General features: G+C 60.7%; 19 protein-coding genes. 10 read left to right on the forward strand and 9 right to left on the reverse strand.

The features are described 5' to 3' along the window. The 4 genes from rlmN to K290_RS0107515 form a co-directional block, all read right to left on the reverse strand. Window positions 1-1,236 carry a dual-specificity RNA methyltransferase RlmN gene (rlmN, locus tag K290_RS0107500; RefSeq protein ID WP_028751327.1) on the reverse strand — a complete coding sequence of 412 codons (1,236 nt, stop codon included), beginning with the start codon at window positions 1,234-1,236 and terminating at the stop codon, window positions 1-3. Window positions 1,237-1,500: 264 nt separating this feature from the next. Next, entirely contained in the window at window positions 1,501-2,064 is a 564-nt protein-coding gene (locus K290_RS0107505; RefSeq protein ID WP_028751328.1) for an invasion associated locus B family protein, read from the reverse strand. Window positions 2,065-2,394: 330 nt separating this feature from the next. Further along, a complete protein-coding gene (locus tag K290_RS0107510) occupies window positions 2,395-2,784 on the reverse strand; it encodes a YkvA family protein (protein ID WP_028751329.1) in 390 nt (129 codons plus the stop codon). A gap of 68 nt (window positions 2,785-2,852) precedes the next feature. After that, window positions 2,853-3,158 carry a 4a-hydroxytetrahydrobiopterin dehydratase gene (locus K290_RS0107515; RefSeq protein WP_028751330.1) on the reverse strand — a complete coding sequence of 102 codons (306 nt, stop codon included), beginning with the start codon at window positions 3,156-3,158 and terminating at the stop codon, window positions 2,853-2,855. Window positions 3,159-3,194: 36 nt separating this feature from the next. Between K290_RS0107515 and K290_RS0107520 the strand changes: the two genes are divergently transcribed. Next, window positions 3,195-3,677 (forward strand): low molecular weight protein-tyrosine-phosphatase, encoded by a 483-nt coding sequence (locus K290_RS0107520; protein ID WP_028751331.1) that lies wholly within the window; start codon window positions 3,195-3,197, stop codon window positions 3,675-3,677. Here the strand turns inward: K290_RS0107520 and thpR are convergent. Then, the gene (gene thpR, locus K290_RS0107525; protein WP_028751332.1) at window positions 3,608-4,204 is read right to left on the reverse strand and encodes an RNA 2',3'-cyclic phosphodiesterase; all 597 of its coding nucleotides are present in this window, start codon (window positions 4,202-4,204) and stop codon (window positions 3,608-3,610) included. The genes K290_RS0107520 and thpR overlap by 70 nt on opposite strands. Before the next feature lie 68 nt (window positions 4,205-4,272). Then, window positions 4,273-4,923 carry an arylesterase gene (locus tag K290_RS0107530; protein WP_028751333.1) on the reverse strand — a complete coding sequence of 217 codons (651 nt, stop codon included), beginning with the start codon at window positions 4,921-4,923 and terminating at the stop codon, window positions 4,273-4,275. A gap of 74 nt (window positions 4,924-4,997) precedes the next feature. Here K290_RS0107530 and K290_RS0107535 point away from each other — a divergent pair, with 74 nt between their 5' ends. From K290_RS0107535 to K290_RS0107550, 4 genes are all read left to right on the forward strand, one after another. Next, entirely contained in the window at window positions 4,998-5,708 is a 711-nt protein-coding gene (locus tag K290_RS0107535) for an ABC transporter ATP-binding protein (protein WP_028751334.1), read from the forward strand. Continuing rightward, the gene (locus K290_RS0107540; RefSeq protein ID WP_028751335.1) at window positions 5,705-8,251 is read left to right on the forward strand and encodes an ABC transporter permease; all 2,547 of its coding nucleotides are present in this window, start codon (window positions 5,705-5,707) and stop codon (window positions 8,249-8,251) included. Before K290_RS0107535 ends, K290_RS0107540 begins: the two co-directional genes overlap by 4 nt. Window positions 8,252-8,489: 238 nt before the next feature. Then, window positions 8,490-9,233: a Bax inhibitor-1/YccA family protein gene (locus K290_RS0107545; protein ID WP_028751336.1), complete on the forward strand. Its 744-nt coding sequence runs from the start codon at window positions 8,490-8,492 to the stop codon at window positions 9,231-9,233. A 121-nt stretch (window positions 9,234-9,354) separates the two neighbouring features. Continuing rightward, a complete protein-coding gene (locus tag K290_RS0107550; protein WP_028751337.1) occupies window positions 9,355-9,912 on the forward strand; it encodes a GNAT family N-acetyltransferase in 558 nt (185 codons plus the stop codon). Between the two features lie 214 nt (window positions 9,913-10,126). Here K290_RS0107550 and K290_RS0107555 read toward each other — a convergent pair whose 3' ends face one another. The 3 genes from K290_RS0107555 to acnA form a co-directional block, all read right to left on the reverse strand. Next, entirely contained in the window at window positions 10,127-10,528 is a 402-nt protein-coding gene (locus K290_RS0107555; RefSeq protein WP_028751338.1) for a DUF2794 domain-containing protein, read from the reverse strand. Window positions 10,529-10,885: 357 nt separating this feature from the next. Next, window positions 10,886-11,629, reverse strand: a complete 744-nt coding sequence (locus tag K290_RS0107560) for a DUF1223 domain-containing protein (RefSeq protein WP_028751339.1) — start codon at window positions 11,627-11,629, stop codon at window positions 10,886-10,888. Between the two features lie 258 nt (window positions 11,630-11,887). After that, a complete protein-coding gene (acnA, locus tag K290_RS0107565) occupies window positions 11,888-14,578 on the reverse strand; it encodes an aconitate hydratase AcnA (RefSeq protein WP_028751340.1) in 2,691 nt (896 codons plus the stop codon). A 261-nt stretch (window positions 14,579-14,839) separates the two neighbouring features. Here acnA and ccmA point away from each other — a divergent pair, with 261 nt between their 5' ends. From ccmA to K290_RS0107595, 5 genes are all read left to right on the forward strand, one after another. After that, window positions 14,840-15,487, forward strand: a complete 648-nt coding sequence (gene ccmA, locus K290_RS0107575; RefSeq protein ID WP_028751342.1) for a heme ABC exporter ATP-binding protein CcmA — start codon at window positions 14,840-14,842, stop codon at window positions 15,485-15,487. Between the two features lie 247 nt (window positions 15,488-15,734). Next, a complete protein-coding gene (gene ccmB / locus K290_RS0107580) occupies window positions 15,735-16,394 on the forward strand; it encodes a heme exporter protein CcmB (protein WP_028751343.1) in 660 nt (219 codons plus the stop codon). Between the two features lie 58 nt (window positions 16,395-16,452). Beyond that, window positions 16,453-17,214 (forward strand): heme ABC transporter permease, encoded by a 762-nt coding sequence (locus tag K290_RS0107585; RefSeq protein WP_028751344.1) that lies wholly within the window; start codon window positions 16,453-16,455, stop codon window positions 17,212-17,214. Between the two features lies 1 nt (window position 17,215). After that, window positions 17,216-17,389 carry a heme exporter protein CcmD gene (ccmD, locus tag K290_RS0107590; RefSeq protein ID WP_028751345.1) on the forward strand — a complete coding sequence of 58 codons (174 nt, stop codon included), beginning with the start codon at window positions 17,216-17,218 and terminating at the stop codon, window positions 17,387-17,389. Next, window positions 17,386-17,997, forward strand: coding sequence for a DsbE family thiol:disulfide interchange protein (locus tag K290_RS0107595; protein ID WP_028751346.1), 612 nt, complete (start codon window positions 17,386-17,388; stop codon window positions 17,995-17,997). Before ccmD ends, K290_RS0107595 begins: the two co-directional genes overlap by 4 nt. Window positions 17,998-18,131 lie beyond the last annotated feature (134 nt).

Below are 18,131 nucleotides of genomic sequence, written 5' to 3' on the forward strand. Positions count from 1 at the left end.
TCAATCTTCGCCATGGTTGGCGATCATCATGGCTTCGAAGGCCAGCCGTTCGGTCTTGCGCATGCGCTCCGACTCCGACTTCAACTGGCCGCAAGCAGCCAGAATGTCTCGCCCGCGCGGCGTGCGGATCGGCGAGGCATAACCGGCCGAATTGATGAAATCGGCAAACTTCTCGATCTGCTCCCAGTCCGAACACTGGTAGTTCGTGCCCGGCCACGGATTGAAGGGAATGAGATTGATCTTGGCGGGAATGCCCTTCAGGAGCTGGATCAATCCCTTGGCATCCTCGAGGCTGTCATTGACGCCCTTCAGCATCACATATTCGAAAGTGATGCGGCGCGCGTTCGAAAGACCGGGATAGGCGCGGCAGGCATCCATCAACTCCTTCAGCGGATATTTTTTGTTGATCGGCACCAGCATGTCGCGCAGGTCATCCCGTACCGCGTGCAGCGAGATTGCCAGCATGACGCCGATCTCATCGCCGGTGCGGTAGATTTCGGGCACGACGCCGGATGTGGAGAGCGTGATGCGGCGCTTGGAGAGCGACAGGCCATCGCCATCCGAAGCGATCAGCAGCGCGGTCTTGACGCTGTCGAAATTATAGAGTGGTTCGCCCATGCCCATCATGACGATATTGCTGACCTTGCGGCCTTCGGCGGGCATGATCGTCCCTTGCGGCGCTTCGCGATCCGGGAAATCGCCGAGCCGGTCGCGCGCCAGGAGAAGCTGTGACAGGATCTCCTCCGCCGTCAGATTGCGGACGAGGCGCTGCGTGCCGGTGTGACAGAAGGAACAGGTGAGCGAACAGCCGACCTGGCTGGAAATGCAAAGCGTGCCGCGGCCCTCTTCCGGAATATAGACGGTTTCCACCTCGACCGGCCGGCCGGCGCCCCGCGGCGGGAAGCGCAGCAGCCATTTGCGGGTGCCATCGTTGGAAACCTGCTCCTCGACGATCTCCGGCCGGGCGATGGTGAAATGCGTCTTCAGCATTTCGCGCATGTCCTTGGAGACATTCGCCATGGCATCGAAATCGGAGACGCCGCGCACATAGATCCAGTTCCAAAGCTGGCTGACGCGCATCTTGATCTGCTTGTCGGCGACGCCCTTTTCCTTAAGCGCGGCACCCATCTCCTCTCGCGTCAGGCCGATCAGCGACGGCTTCGGCGAAAGCTCGACCGGCTGCGACATGGGCACCGGCTTCAGCTTGGATGGGGTCATGACATCGATCGCGGACATAGGATCATTCCAATGGTTCATATCGGCGATGCCCCAAAAGCCGGAAAGCTGCGGGCGCGGGCAAGGCACTGAGATCAGAGGTTCATCTGGTAGCGGGACAGGAAATTGCAAATACACCGCTCGTCGGCGCGGCCTTTAACATTATTTTGGGGCCGCGTCATCCCTCTTGAAGAAAGGCGAAAGGCCAGCCATTCAGGCCGGCCTCATCGCTTTGGTTTCGACGGAAACGCCGATCACTTTGACGTGATCGAGACATCATCGAACTTATTTGCAGCTTTCGATCTGCTTCAGCGCGGCGGTGACGCCCTTCAGCGAGTAGGTGTAGGAGGTGCCGGTGCCCTTCTTCGAGGTCGCGGTGACCTTCAGCGAATGGCCGGACTTCAGCGCTGCGACCAGTGCCGGCTCCTGCGCGGCATTCTCGACCCAAGCGGCCTTGTCCTTGGTGAACATCACGAAAGTCTTATTGTCGATGACGACGTCGACCTTTGAATTTTCCTTGAGCGGATAGCCCATCATCGCCTGCGGCTCATAGGAGATGTTCTGGCCTGGACGCTGGGAAACGATGAAGAAGTTATCGCCATGGTCGATGCCGGTCGCCGGCAACTTTGCCGTCGGCACCGAAAGGACGTAGCAGACCTTGCCGGCGCCGGACTGGTAGGAATAGGCGCCCCAGGCATCGAACTGCTGGATGCGCGTCGGAGCCGCCGGTGCTGCTGCCTGCGCCTGTGGGGCGGGCGCTGCCTGCTTCTTGGTCTTGGGCTGCGCCGATGCGATACCGGTGCCGGCCAGAACGAGCGAGAGGGCGATTGCGAAGCTTTTTACAAACATGGTTTCCTGCCGATTTCTTGCGGTCCAGAGCTCAAGACGATTTAAATAACGCACGCCTATGCTCGTGAGCTGCCCTATTTTGACTTTATTTAGGTTACCAAACCGTCAACGGGGCGGTGATTGCCCCCGATCTGTGCCGTTTCAACCCAAGTGGGCCGGGCCTGAAATGCATCAGGAGGAATTGGAAAACCCGGATGGCGGAATACCACCCTATGGGATCGATTTAAGACAGAAAGATTCAGGCAAGAGTTTGACCTCTCTAAAATCAGGAAGACCTCATAAAGGCCTGGAAACCCGGCAGGAATCCCATCACCGCGAAGTGGACGAGGATCAAGCCGTTTTTACGGCCTCTGGCTCGTTGGCCAAGGCCCGGTCGGCGGCGTCGTAATGCTCCTGCCGGATGTGGCCTTTGATCATGCCGAAGGCGAGCGTCAGCACCGCGACATCGTCCGAAAAACCGATAACAGCGAAGAAATCCGGAATGATATCGACCGGCATGACGAAATAGCCGAGCGCCGCTAGCAGAATGCCGCGGACGCGCGTCGGCGTCTGCGGATCGAGCGCGCAATAGAAAGCGGCGACGACATCGCGGGAAAACGGGATATACCGTGCTGCCTTGCGTAAGGTCGGCCAGAACTTGCTGCGCACCGACTTTTCCTGCCGTTCTTGTGTCTCTTCGTCACCAGGCATCAGGATTTCCCCGTACTTGATGTCATCCATTCCACTCATCCCTTGTCGGAAGCCCTTTTCTGGACCGCATCAAACATATGGTGATCGGCCCCTGCGATTCAATCGGCGCGCCGGGCCGCGGCCTTTTCCATTGCCTTGGCGAGCTTGATGTCCTGTTCCGTCAGTCCGCCGGCGTCATGGGTCGTCAGTTTCACGTCGACCCGGGAATAGACGTTGAACCATTCGGGATGATGATTGAACTTCTCCGCCGCCAACGCCGCTTCGGTCATGAAGCCAAAAGCTTCGATAAAATTGCGGAATTTGAAGCTCTTCGACATCGAGAGGCGGTCGGCCGCCAATGTCCAGCCGCTAAGGCCAGCCAGATTTTCATCGATTGCCGCCGGTTCCAGCTTCTCGTATTTCATAGCAAGATCACTCCTCTCTATCGATCGAACGATACTATGGCCCGTCACAGAATTCTGTTTGTTTGCGCCGGAAATATCTGCCGCTCCCCGCTTGCCGAAGGCATTTTCCGGCATCTTGCGAACGAAGCTGGGCGAAGCTCCGAGTTCGAGATCGATTCGGCCGGCACCGGCGACTGGCATCATGGCGAAAGGCCGGACCGCCGCTCCGTGCAAATGGCGTCAGGCCACGGCGTCGATATTTCCGCTCAACACGCACGCCGCATCGAGACAGCCGATTTTCATCGGTTCGACCTGATCCTGGCAATGGATCAAGACAATTTGACGAATTTGCGCAAGATCGCGCCTACCGATGTACTCGGCAAGCTGCACCTCTTCAACGCCTTCACGCTAGGCAGCCCCAAAGACATTCCGGACCCCTATTATGGAGGCCATGAGGACTTTGAAGCGGTCTATACCATGCTCTTGGCTGGCTGCAGAGCGTTGTTGCCCATCGCGGGAAAAGCGCTGCGAGCCTCATGAAGCGGGAAGATCTCTTCGGTGAGGTAGGGACCGCCGCCGACCGATTCGCGCGACGACAGCAGCACGAAGCGTCCTACCGTGAACGGCGCGGTATAGAAGTTACCGCGACCGGAGAGATAGTGCACGACATCATCGACACGCGACGACTTCAGCCGCGCGAGCGTGACATGCGGTGTGAACTTGCGCGGGTCCGGCGGCAGGCCGATGCGCTGGCAGATGCGCTCGATTTCGCCCTGCAACGCGTACATATCGGGCGCCTGGGTGACGCCCGCCCAGACCGAATGCGGTTTCTTCGAACCGAAGGAACCGATGCCTTCCAGCCGGAGCTGGAATTCCGGCCGGTCGATGCGGTCCAGTCGCTCGACGATTTCATCGGCGGTACGACCGTCGACATCGCCGATAAAACGCAAAGTGATGTGATAATTTTCAACGTCGATCCACCGGGCTCCGGGAAGACCGCCGCGCAACAACGAAAGGCTCATGGCCGCGTTGCGCGGAATTTCGAGGGCGGTAAAAAGTCTCGGCATAACGAGCACTCCCCGAATCTCTTGCAGATAACAGCAGGGAATCATGCAATTGCAGCCGGTGCAAGCTCCTATTTCGCGTGTGCGACAATCGTCCCAATGAAACTCGTCGCTGCGGGTTGAAAGCGTTGCACCATCACATCGATACCCTGCGGGTTCGGATGCATACCGTCGTTCAATTGTAAGTCCGCATGCGTCGCGACGCCATCGAGAAAAAATGGATAGAGCGGCAGTTGATACTTGTCGGCAAGCCGCTTGTAGATCGGGTTGAACTTGGCTGCATAGTCCGGACCCATGTTCGGCGGCGCCAGCATTCCGGCGAGCAGGATGGGAATGTTGCGCTCCTTAAGCCGGCCGATGATGGCGTCGAGGTTCTTTTCCGTCTGTTCCGGCGGAATGCCGCGCAATGCGTCGTTGGCGCCGAGTTCGAGGATCACGCCGTCGGTTCCATCCGGCACCGACCAGTCGACGCGCGACAGGCCGCCGGAGCTGGTATCGCCGGATACCCCGGCATCGGCAATCGCTACATCCAGCCCCTTGGCTTTCAGCGCCGCCTCCAGCCTGGCGGGAAATCCACCGCCGGGCGGCAGTTGATAACCGGCCATCAGGCTGTCGCCGAGGCCGACCAATTGGATCGTCCGTGCATCGGCCGCACCCGCAGCGCCAAACAAAAGACCGAAAGCAATGACAGCGAAGTGAAACGCGACAACTTTAAAACCCATGATCCATTCCCTAAATTCGCCGTAAGGGCCAAATCGCGCCCGCCACGGTCTCTGACGTATATAGGGCGTTCGCATTGGCAAAAACCATCATCGAGCTGAAGAAGGCGGATTTGACGCTCGGCAACGCTGCCGCCTCTGTCCATGTATTGAAAGGCATCGATCTCACCGTTGCCGAAGGCGAATCCGTCGGCATCGTCGGCCCCTCCGGTTCCGGCAAGTCGACCTTGCTGATGGTGCTGGCCGGCCTTGAAAAGCTCGACAGCGGCGAACTCTTGATCCGCGACACGCCCTTGCATAGCCTCAGCGAAGACCGCGTCGCCGATTTTCGCGGCCGCAACATCGGCATCGTCTTTCAGTCCTTCCATCTCATCGCCAACATGACCGCGCTGGAAAATGTCGCCGTGCCGCTGGAGCTCGCCAATGTCCGCGATGCCTTCGACATTGCCCGACGCGAATTGCAGGCAGTGGGTTTGGGCGAGCGGCTGAGCCATTATCCGGGCCAGCTTTCAGGCGGCGAACAGCAGCGCGTGGCGATCGCCCGCGCGCTTGCCCCGTCACCAGCCCTGTTGATCGCCGACGAGCCGACAGGCAATCTCGATACCGATACCGGCCGGCAGATCGCCGACCTGCTTTTCGCTGAGCAGGCCGAGCGCGGCACAACGCTGCTGCTCGTCACCCATGACCCGGCGCTTGCCGCCCGCTGCTCCCGCCAGATCCACGTTCGCTCCGGCGAAATCGAGGGCGACAGCGCCCGCGCACGGACCAATCAGGCGGCAATGGCATGACTGCCGCGGGAGCGCGTCTGACGCTTGCCTTTCGCCTGGCGCTGCGTGAACTGCGCGGCGGTCTCGGCGGCTTCTATATTTTCCTCGCCTGCATCGCCCTCGGCACCGGCGCGATTGCGGCCGTCAACTCGGTCTCGCGCTCGATCACCGACGCGATTTCGACTCAAGGTCAGTCACTGCTTGCCGGCGACGTCCGCTTCGAACTCAACAATCGCGAGGCGACGCCGGGCGAACTGGCCTACCTCAACAGCCTCGGCCAGCTCTCCCGATCCACCGGCCTGCGCTCGATGGCGCGCCTGCCCGACGGTTCCGATCAGGCGCTGGTCGAAGTCAAGGCGGTCGACGGCGCCTACCCGCTCTACGGCACCTTCGAGGCCGATCCGGATCAGCCGCTATCGACGCTGCTCGCGGCAAAGGACGGAACCTATGGCGCCGTCGCCGCGCCTCTGCTGCTGGAACGACTGAACCTCAAGATCGGCAGCGAGCTGCTGCTCGGCAACGCCAGGCTCCGAATCACCGGCACGGTGAAAACCGAGCCGGATTCGGTATCGGAAGGTTTTGGCTTTGCACCGCGATTGCTTACCAGCCGGGACGCGTTGGTCGCCTCGGGCCTGATCACGACCGGAAGTCTCGTCGAGCAGGTCTACAAGATCCGCATGGACGATCCCGCCAGCGGCCTGAACAACATCGCCGCCCGTGCCAATACGGCTTTCCCGCAGGCCGGCTGGTCGGTCCGAACGAGCGACCGGGCAGCGCCCGCGCTTGCCGACAACATCACCCGCTTCTCGCAATTCCTGACCCTGGTCGGGCTGACGGCGCTCATCGTCGGCGGCGTCGGCGTCGCCAATGCCGTGCGCGCCTTTCTCGATTCCAAACGCACCACCATCGCCACGTTCAAATGCCTCGGCGCACCGGCTTTGGTCGTGGTGATGATCTACCTGATCCAGATCGCCCTGATTGCGTTGGCCGGCATCGCCGTCGGTCTCGTGCTCGGCGCCATCACGCCATTGCTCGCCTCGCAGTTCATGGCCGAATTTCTGCCGATCTCGACCGCGCCGCGACTTTATCCCGGTCCGCTGACGCTGGCAGCGCTTTTCGGCCTGCTGACGACGCTGGCCTTTGCCATTCTGCCGCTTGGCCATGCCCGCGAAGTGCCGGCGACGGCGCTGTTCCGGGAGCAAGGCTTCGAGGCCCGCCGCCTCCCAAGCTGGCCCTACCTGCTCACCGCCGGTCTGCTGATGGCGGCACTTTCGGCGCTTGCGATCTTCACCGCCTATGACCGCTTCATCGCGGTCGTCTTCGTCATCTCGATCGCCGTCGCCTTCGTCGTGCTGCGCGCTGTCGCCGCCCTGCTGTCCTGGCTTGCCCGTCGTAGCCCGCGCGTCCATTCGCCGGCGCTGCGATTGGCGATCGGCAACATCCACCGGCCCGGCGCGCTCACCGCCTCCGTCGTCCTCTCGCTCGGTCTCGGCCTCGCACTCCTGGTAACCTTGACGCTCATCGACGGCAATATGCGCCACGAACTCACCGGGCGCATGAGTGAACAGGCGCCGAACTTCTTCTTCGTCGACATCCAGGGCTCGGAGCTCGACGGCTTCCGTAAGGTCGTGCAGGCGCAGGCGCCGCAGGGCAAGCTCGTCGAAGTGCCGATGCTGCGCGGCCGCATCGTCGCCTTCAATGGCGAGGATGTGAGCAAGAGGAAAGTGCCACCGGCCGGCCAGTGGGTATTGCGCGGCGACCGCGGCATTACCTATGCCGACAGTATCCCGGAGAACGCCGCCCTGACCGAAGGGCAGTGGTGGGGCAAGGATTACAGCGGCGAGCCGCTGGTCTCCTTCTCCGACGAAGAAGGCAAGGCGCTCGGGCTGAAGCTCGGCGACACCGTGACCGTCAACGTGCTCGGCCGCAACCTGACGGCCAAGATCGCCAGCTTCCGCAAGATCCAGTGGCAGTCGCTGTCCATCAATTTCGTCATGATCTTTTCGCCCAATACCTTCAAGGGCGCGCCGCATACCTGGCTCGCAACCCTCACCGACCCCAGCGCGACGTCGGCGCAGGAAGCCGCGATCCTGAAGAATGTCACGAACACCTATCCGACGATCACCAGTGTCCGCGTCAAGGATGCGCTCGATATCGTCAACACGCTGGTCGGCCAGCTTGCCGCCGCCATCCGCGCCGCGGCGTCCGTGGCGCTCATCGCATCCGTGCTGGTTCTTGCGGGCGCGCTCGCAGCCGGAAATCGCGCACGCACGCATGACGCGGTCGTGCTGAAGACCCTCGGCGCGACGCGAGCCATGCTGATCCGCGCCTTCAGCTACGAATATCTGATGCTGGGTGCAGCGACCGCCGTCTTTGCATTGCTCGCCGGTTCCGTTGCAGCCTGGTACATCGTCAGCCGCATCATGCACCTGCCGTCGACCTTTCTTCCCGACGTCGCTTTCTCGACCCTCATCATCGCACTGCTGCTGACGGTCGGGATCGGGTTGATCGGCACCTGGCGCATTCTCGGCCAGAAGGCCGCGCCGGTCCTGCGTGAACTCTGAGCGCATAACACCATGGGTTTTCGGAAAGGCCGGTCCGCAGCCAAGGCTGCCTGGGCGTTAACCGAGCACCCCGAAATTGCTCGATATTACGCCGATTTAACCCTGCTGCCCCCGCTTAGCCCTTGTGCATAGGGCGTGAAAGCCTCATATTCTGTGCAGGCATGCTGGAGCTCCGCAGCGGCGCCTGGGACCAAAGTGCCCGACACGCTACTCACATCGGAGCTTGAAAGAGGAAAACATGGCTGACTTCCGCAATTACCAAAACCGGGCGCCCCAGAGCGGTGCGCAGACCGGTGCGATGATAGATGAGGGCCTTCGAGCTTATATGCTCAAGGTCTATAACCTGATGGCGCTGGGTCTGGCGATCACGGGTTTGGCCGCCTACTTCGCATTCACGCTCGCCTTCGCTGACGGGCAGCTCACAGCTTTCGGTCAGGCGATCTATCTGAGCCCGCTGCGCTGGGTCGTCATCCTCGCTCCCTTGGCGATGGTGTTCTTCCTAAGCTTCAGGATCAATAACATGAGCGTTGCCGCCGCGACGACCACCTTCTGGGTCTATGCCGCGTTGGTGGGCCTGTCGCTGTCATCGATCTTCATCATCTACACCGGCCAGAGCGTCGTGCAGACCTTCTTCGTGACCGCCGCCTCCTTCGGCGCGCTTTCGCTGTTCGGCTACACGACGAAGCGTAACCTGTCCGCGATGGGCTCGTTCATGATGATGGGTCTTTTCGGCCTGATCATCGCCATGCTCGTCAACATTTTCCTGCATTCGTCCGCCCTGCAGTTCGCCATCTCGGCGATCGGCGTGCTGATCTTCGCAGGCCTGACCGCGTGGGATACGCAGCGGATCAAGGAAATGTACTATGAAGCCGACGACGTTGCCGTTGCTGGCCGCAAGGCGATCATGGGCGCGCTGACGCTTTACCTTGACTTCATCAACCTGTTCATGTTCCTGCTGCAATTCATGGGCAACCGCAAATAATTGCTGCGACATGAATGAACCTTCGAAAAGGCGGCTCCGGCCGCCTTTTCTGTTTGCCTTGTAGCTTCACACGCGGCTTTATACCTGCGTCTTGGAATCGCAGATCAGGCAATAAACGCAGATGTCCTTCCGCCTTCGCAACGCCACATCAGCCGACCTTCCCTTCATCACCGCCATTTATCGCGACTCCGTTTTGAACGGCACCGCAAGCTATGAGATCGTCCCGCCGGGTGAAGAGGAGATGGCCGGCCGCTTCCAGGCGATCCGCGACAAAGGTTACCCCTATATCGCCGCTGAAGGCGAAGACGGCGCTTTCCTGGGCTATGCCTATGCCTCCGCGTTCCGCACGCGGCCGGCCTATCGCTGGATGGTGGAGGATTCGATCTATCTCGCGCCGGAAGCGCGCGGTCGCGGCGTCGGCAAAGCGCTGCTGGCAGCTTTGGTGGAAACCTGCCAGACCCTCGGCTTCCGCCAGATGATCGCCGTCATTGGCGGTGCCCACCCGGCCTCCGTCGCCCTCCACCGCGCCGCCGGTTTTACGGAGACGGGCCTGTTGAAAGGCACCGGCTACAAGCACGGCCGCTGGCTCGATACGATGCTGATGCAGAAGCCGCTGGGCGAAGGCGCGGAAACGGATCCGGATCCATCGGTCTATCCGGGGACTTTGTTTGAGGGATAATATTGCCTTTACCTTCGCCCCGGCGGGGAGAAGGTCGCGCTCCTGAGTTTATCGAAGGGGCGCGGGTTGAGGGGGCGTTACCGGGAAATCTTCATTTATTCAAAATTAGGTGAGGGTCAAAGCCCCATCCTTCGAGTATGCCGCGCCCCTCATCCGACCTCCCGAGCTTGTCGAGGGGCGGGCCACCTTCTCCCCGAGGGAAGAAGGAACAACGCTACTTCTCCACCAGCTTGAGCTGCTTATCGAAAACCTTCAGCACCTGGTTCAGGTCGTGGCCACGCTTCAGGATCATGCCGTTGATATTGATCACGGAAAAGGCGCCCTGCTTGGCGCCCTGCTTTGGGTTTTTCTCGATACGGAAGAGCGGCAGCTCGCCTGCCCGCTTGAAGACCGAGAAAACCGCCTTTTCCCTGAGATGGTCGATGGCGTAGTCGCGCCATTCGCCTTCGCCGACCATGCGGCCGTAGATCCACAGAATGGCGTCCAGCTCCCTGCGATGGAAGGTCACCGGCAGCGGGTCCTTGCTCTGTTTGTATTCTCTGAGATCAACGACGACGGAAGAAGTGGTGTCGACGGAACGGCTTTCGCCGTGTCGCAATTCCGGCTGATCAGTCATCAATCCCCCAGGGGTTGTGTCATGACAAGAAGATGACAGTTTGCCTCAGCCACACCAAATTGCAAGACCAAGAGCCACTCACAATTTCTTGCGCTTCAAGGAAAGCATCTTGGGGCCGCCGTATTTCAGTCAAAACGACGCCCCATTTACCGGAACTATAGGGCTCGGTTTGGTGCCGCCGCGCCAAACCGAGCCCGGTCGGGGGCGTGTCGACCGAACCCCAGCCCCGAATGCGCCCTCGCCGGGCACCTCCTCTTTTCGGCGCCAGCCGAAATAGAGACCTTTTCGGCGCCAGCCGAAATAGAGAACTTACGGCGCCAGCCGAAGCCGCAAACTTCGACTTCTGTCGAATGCAGGTCAGCCGTCGGTCCCGATCGTCAGGACGGTCGCGCCGATAATCGCGGCCGGATCGCCGGATGGCGTCGAGGACTGCAGTAGAACCGCGAGGCCGCGCCGGCCGCTTCTCTCCAAAACATTGGCGGGCAGCACGACATTCATTTCCTTGCCGTCCCACATGCCCACCGTCTCGACGTCCGAAACCGAGTGCAGATAGGTAATCTGCTGGCCGCTGTTTTCACCGGTCTTCGGAGACACCTGCTGTTCCCGGTCGAAATAGGCGACAACCACATTGGCACGGCCCTGGCCGGCGCCGATTTTAATCTCCAGTTCGTCGCCCTTCATCGCAGCACTGACGGGGACCGTCAGGCCCTTGCCCTGGCGCTGGAACTCGTCGAGCTTGAAATTGATGGCGTTTAGATCGGCACCGTTCAGATGGTCGCGGCCATTGATGATCGCCTGCGGCGTATAGACCCCGCTGCGGCCGAGGGTACGGGCATAGGCATATTGCCGAGCCGTATTGTCCTTGGACGCCATCGTGTCGTTCCAGCCGAGATAGTTCCAATAATCGACGTGGTAGGCGAGTGCGACGACGTCGCCCTGGCGGATCAGCTTTTGAAATGCAGCATCGGCCGGCGGACAGGAGGCGCAGCCCTGAGAGGTGAAGAGTTCGACGACGCCCTTGATTTTGGCAAGCTCCTGCGCATGCAGCGAACTTGCGAGCGCGATGCCTGCTAGAAGTGGAACCAAAAGCCGTAAGCGCATGCCGTTATACCTCTTTCCCAGACCGTGAAAGCCTTGTGCTGGCACGAACCCCGAAACCACTTCCGCTTTTCAGGATGCCGTAAAGCCTCATCAAGCCTGATAAATCTGAAACAAGAGATAATAGCTAAGCACGATGACGCAAAGTCACGAAGGGGTGAGACCAAGGCCTGGAGACGTTAGCGTCGTACACATCGGCGTGAAAAACAAGACGCCGCCGGAAAGCTGTGCTCCGGCGGCGTGTACAAGTTTTTACGTCAATCAGGCCGCGAGATCGCGCAGAACGGTCTGCAGAATGCCGCCGTTGTTGACGTAGGTCACCTCATCCAGCGTATCGATGCGGCAGATGATCGGAACGTCCTTCACGGAGCCGTCGCCATAGGTGATCTTGGCGATCTTGCGCTCGCGCGGCTTGATGTGTTCCAGGCCTTCGATCGTCACGAGCTCGTCGCCCTTCAGGCCGAGGCTGGCCCAGGTCGTGCCGTCCTCGAAGACGAAGGGGATGACGCCCATGCCGACCAGGTTCGAGCGGTGGATACGCTCGAAGGACTGGGCGATCACGGCGCGTACGCCGAGCAGGTTCGTACCCTTGGCAGCCCAGTCGCGCGACGAGCCGTTGCCGTATTCGACGCCTGCGAAGATGACGAGCGGAACGCCCTCGGCCTTGTACTGCATGGCCGCGTCGTAGATCGAAGTCTCTTCCTTGGACGGATAATGGATGGTGTAGCCACCTTCCTTGCCATTCGGGCCGAGCATGTGGTTGCGGATGCGGATATTGGCGAAGGTGCCGCGCATCATGACCTCATGATTGCCGCGGCGCGTGCCGTACTGGTTGAAGTCGGCAACGCCGACGCCATGACCGATGAGGTAGGAACCGGCCGGCGAGGCAGCCTTGATCGAACCGGCCGGAGAAATGTGGTCGGTGGTGATCTTGTCGCCGAAGAGACCGAGAACGCGAGCGCCCTTGATGTCGGAAACGCCGGCGCCGGTCTTGCCCATGCCGACAAAGTAAGGCGGGTTCTGCACATAGGTCGAGTTGTCGTCCCAGGCATAGGTCTGGCCCGGAGGAACCTGCACGGCCTGCCAGTTGGCATCGCCCTTGAAGACATCGGCATACTTGCTCTCATAGAGCTCGCGGGTGACGTACTTCAGGATGAATTCCTGCACTTCCTGCGAGGTCGGCCAGATATCCTTGAGGAAGACCGGCTTGCCGTTCTGGTCCTCGCCGATCGGCTCCTTCGTCAGATCCATCTGCACCGTGCCGGCGAGCGCATAAGCGACGACGAGCGGCGGGGACGCCAGGTAGTTCGCCTGGACGTCGGGCGAAATGCGGCCTTCGAAGTTGCGGTTACCGGAGAGAACGCCCGAAACGATCAGGCCCTTGTCGTTGATCGTCTTGGAGATCGGTGTCGGCAGCGGGCCGGAATTGCCGATGCAGGTGGTGCAGCCGAAGCCGACCAGGTTGAAGCCGAGCTTGTCGAGATCGGCCTGCAGGCCGGACTTGGCGAGATATTCGCCGACGACCTGCGATCCGGGAGCCAGCGAGGTCTTGACCCAGGGCTTGGTCTTCAGGCCCTTTGCAACGGCGTTGCGGGCGAGCAGGCCGGCAGCGATCAGCACCGACGGGTTCGAGGTGTTGGTGCAGGACGTGATGGCAGCGATGGCGACGTCGCCATGGCCGATATCGAAATCCGTGCCTTCGACGGCATAGCGGTTGGAGAGCTGGCCGGGCTTCTTGTATTCGGTGTCCATCGAGGTGGCAAAACCGGAAGCGATGTTTTCCAGCGCGATACGGCCTTCCGGGCGCTTCGGGCCGGCCATTGACGGCACGACGTCGTTAAGGTCGAGTTCCAGCGTATCCGTGAAGACGAGATCGGAACCGTCGCCTTCGCGCCACATGCCCTGCGCCTTCGAATAGGCTTCGACGAGCGCGATGCGGTCCTTCGCACGGCCGGACATGTTGAGATAGTTCAACGTTTCCTTGTCGACCGGGAAGAAGCCGCAGGTCGCGCCGTATTCCGGACCCATGTTGCCGATGGTAGCGCGGTCGGCGAGCGGCATGTTGTCGAGGCCAGGGCCGAAGAATTCGACGAACTTGGAAACGACGCCCTTCTTGCGCAGCATCTGCACGACGGTCAGAACGAGGTCGGTCGCGGTTACGCCTTCCTTGAGCTTGCCGGTGAGCTTGAAGCCGATGACTTCCGGCAGCAGCATGGAGACCGGCTGGCCGAGCATCGCAGCTTCAGCTTCGATACCGCCAACGCCCCAGCCGAGAACGCCGAGACCGTTGATCATGGTCGTGTGCGAATCCGTGCCGACGCAAGTGTCGGGATAGGCAATCGTTTCGCCCTCTTCTTCCTTCGTCCAGACCGTCTGGCCGAGATATTCGAGGTTGACCTGGTGACAGATGCCGGTGCCGGGGGGAACGACGCGGAAGTTCTTGAAAGCCTGCTGACCCCACTTCAGGAAGCGGTAGCGCTCGCCGTTGCGCTGGTATTCCAGCTCGACGTTCTTGGCGAAGGCCTGCGGCGTGCCGAATTCGTCGACGATGACGGAGTGGTCGATGACGAGGTCGACGGGAACCAGCGGATTGATCTTTTCCGGATCGCCGCCGAGCGACACCATCGCGTCGCGCATGGCAGCGAGATCGACCACGGCCGGAACGCCGGTGAAGTCCTGCATCAGCACGCGCGCCGGGCGATAGGCGATTTCGTTCTCGACGGTACCCTTGTTGGTCAGCCATTCGGCGACTGCAACGATATGGTCCTTGGTGACCGACTGCCCGTCTTCAAAACGCAGCAGGTTTTCCAGAAGCACCTTCATGGAATAAGGCAGCTTGGAAACACCGGGCAGACCATTGGCCTCAGCCTTGGGCAGGCTGAAATAGAGATAGTCTTTCCCGTTCACGGTCAGCGTGGAACGACAATTGAAACTGTCAAGAGATTTAGACACGAGAGACCCCGTTTCTGATAGCCAACACAGTCGTGCGAACGCCTATGCACTTTATGCACATCAGGATGCGGGTACGGCCATTTCCGCTGTCCGCACGTAAGGCAGAAAACCTTATGTTCGGCGCAAGGATGAAATTCACGCCGACCGCTGGCGTGGTTGCGGGTCTTATAGATAATTTCGTAAAGACTTGCCAGAGTGGCAAAGCGCAAATTTGGACAATTTTTTGCGCGCGCGGCAATGAAAACGGGAAAGCCTGAGCAGATGCATCTAAGCGCTGAAAACCTGGCGGCAAGGCGGGGCGAAGACCTGATTTTCACGAATGTTTCCTTCAGCTTGAGCAGTGGCGAGGCCCTCATTCTGACCGGCCGCAACGGCTCGGGAAAATCGACGCTTCTGCGTGTTGTCGCGGGCCTCCTGAAGCAGGAAAAAGGCTGCGTCGTTTTCACCGATTCCAAGGGCGAATCAGACCGCCCGGCGTGCGAGGTCAGCCACTATCTCGGCCATCGCAATGCGATGAAATCGGAGCTCACCGTGGCCGAAAATCTCTCCTTTTGGAAAACCTTCTTGGGCGACATGCCAGGCGGCTCCAGTTTGGATATCGATGAAGCCGCGGATGCCGTCGGCCTTGCCGGCATCACCCACCTGCCCTTCGGCTATCTCTCCGCCGGTCAGCAACGCCGAATCGCCTTTGCCAAATTGCTGGTCGCCTATCGCCCGATCTGGATCCTCGATGAACCGACGGCAGCGCTGGACGCGACGGCCGACCGGCTGCTTGCGCAGCTCATCACGGCCCATCAGAGGTCCGGAGGCATTGTATTGGCGGCGACCCATCAGCCGCTGGGTCTTTCGAATGCGCGGGAAATGCGGATGACCGGGTTTGCTGGAGTGAATGCGGGGGTTTGGGGATGAGTTCGACAATGCAGAGTCTGCCGAACCTGCGATACCCCCCTCTGTCACTTCGTGACATCTCCCCCACAAGGGGGGAGATCGTTTGGAGTTCGCCGCACCGTCTTACAAAATCGCAAAGCTCAGCTTCAGCAGATCCGATTTTGAATGAGAGTATGCACGTGCCGCAAGTTACCAATCTCCCCCCTTGTGGGGGAGATGTCCCGAAAGGGACAGAGGGGGGCATCTCTCACCACGGCAGGATATCCCCATGACCGCCCTCTTCCTCCGCGACCTCCGACTTTCGGTGCGCGCCGGTGGCGGCGCCCTCATCGGCATCCTCTTCTTTCTGACCGTCGTCGCCGTCATTCCCTTCGGCGTCGGCCCCGATCTGAAGCTTTTGTCGCGCATCGGCCCGGCCATCGTCTGGATCGGCGCGCTGTTGTCTGCCCTCCTTGGCCTCGATCGCCTGTTTCAGGCCGAACGCGATGACGGATCGCTCGATCTGCTGGTCATGCAGGAAACGCCGCTGGTGCTGACCGTGCTCACCAAATGCGCCGCGCACTGGACGGCGACTGGCCTGCCGCTGGTCATCGCCTCGCCGTTGCTCGGCCTCTTCATGAACATGAACGAGACGGCAATCGGCGCGACAGCGCTGACTTTGCTTGTCGGTTCGCCGGCCATCACCTTCATCGGCGCGGTCGGCGCCGCCGTCGCCGTCGCCTTGCCGCGCGGCGGGCTGCTTGTGTCGATCCTGGTGCTGCCGCTGACCATTCCCGTGCTGATCTTCGGCGTCAGCGCCACCTATGCCGCCGTCGAAGGTCCGCAGCCCTTCCTGCCGCCTTTCCTGATTCTGATGGCCCTGACCTTATTCTTCGCCGTGCTCGGGCCTGCGGCGGCGGCTCTTGCCTTGCGCAACACGACGGATTGATCGCCCCGAGACGCTGGGGTCGATTGCCGTATAAGCGATATCGGTTTAAACAGGAAAAATGAGCGATATCAGTCCTGCGATCAGCCGATTTTCCGACCTCGCCAACCCAACGCGGTTCCTGGCGCTTTCGGCGCGTCTTATTCCCTGGCTGGCGGCCATATCAGCCGTGCTCTTCGCGATCGGTCTCTATCTCGCCTTCTCGACCGAGGGAGACTATCAGCAGGGCGATACAGTCCGCATCATGTATATCCACGTGCCGGCCGCCTGGCTGTCGATGATGTGCTATACGATCATGAGCATGTCTGCGATCGGCACGCTGGTCTGGCGCCATCCGCTCGCTGATGTCGCCGCCAAGGCTGCCGCGCCGCTCGGCGCCGCTTTCACCCTTATTGCCCTCGTCACCGGCTCGCTCTGGGGCAAGCCGATGTGGGGCACCTATTGGGTCTGGGATGCCCGGCTCACTTCGGTTTTCATCCTCTTCCTGATGTATCTTGGGTTGATCGCGCTGAACCGCGCCATGGATGATCCATCGAAGGCAGCGCGCGTCAGCGCCGTGCTGATCCTTGTCGGTTTCATCAACATTCCGATCATCAAGTTCTCGGTCGACTGGTGGAACACGCTGCATCAGTCCGAAAGCATCATGCGCGTGGACGGCCCAACCATCGATGCGCAATTCCTTTGGCCGCTCTTCACCATGGCGCTTGCCTTCACGCTGCTGTTCTTCACGCTGCATCTGATGGCGATCCGCAACGAGATCTGGCGTCGCCGCATTGCCGCGCAGCGCCGTCTCGCCGCCCGCATGGCCGCCCGGGAGGAATAGTATGACGCATCCTTTCTACGTCTACGGCTCCTATGGTTTTACCGCCGCCATGATCATCGCCGTCCTCGCCTGGACATGGATCGATGGGCGTCTGCGGCGCAAGGAAATCGCCGCACTCGAAGCCTCCGGCATCCGCCGCCGGTCGCAGCGCACGCCGGAAGGCAAGGCGAAATGAGCTTGGGAACCGAAGAAGGCAACAAGCCGAAATCGGCCGGCACCGGTCGCTATCTGCTGGCGCTCATTCCACTGATCGTCTTTGCCTGCATTGCCCTCGCCGTTGGCAAGGTGATGTATGACCAGGAAGTCCACGGCACCGATATTTCCGCCATCCCCTCTGCCCTGATCGGCACAAGAGCCCCGACATTGGCGCTCGCTCCGCTCGACGGCTCCAACCTGCCGGCGCTGACAGACAATGCCATTAAGGGCAAGCTGACGCTCGTCAACGTCTTCGCCTCCTGGTGCCTACCCTGCCGCGAGGAACACCCGGTCTTGAAGCAACTCGCCAAAGATGGCCGGCTGAACATCGTCGCCATCAACTACAAGGACACTGGCGAAAACGCCCTGCGTTTCCTCGGCGAACTCGGCAATCCCTATAGCGCCATCGGCATCGATCCGAACGGTTCGGCTGCCATCGACTGGGGCGTCTACGGCATTCCGGAATCCTACCTGGTCGCCCCCGACGGCACGATCCTCTATAAACAGGTCGGGCCATTTACGGCTAACAGCCTCAAAGAGGGGCTTTATCCGGCGATAGAGAAAGCTCAAGGGAAGTCGGCACTTTAACCCCTTCTCCCCGCCGCTGGGGCGAAGGGCGGATGAGGGGGCCGAGAAGCGAAGCGACGAGGGCCTTGAGCGGCAGCGAAAGGCAATCTCCGGCAACGCCCCCTTCACCCGGCGCTCCTTCGATAAACTCGGGA

The organism is Rhizobium leucaenae USDA 9039, from assembly GCF_000426285.1.
GTDB classification, from domain to species: domain Bacteria; phylum Pseudomonadota; class Alphaproteobacteria; order Rhizobiales; family Rhizobiaceae; genus Rhizobium; species Rhizobium leucaenae.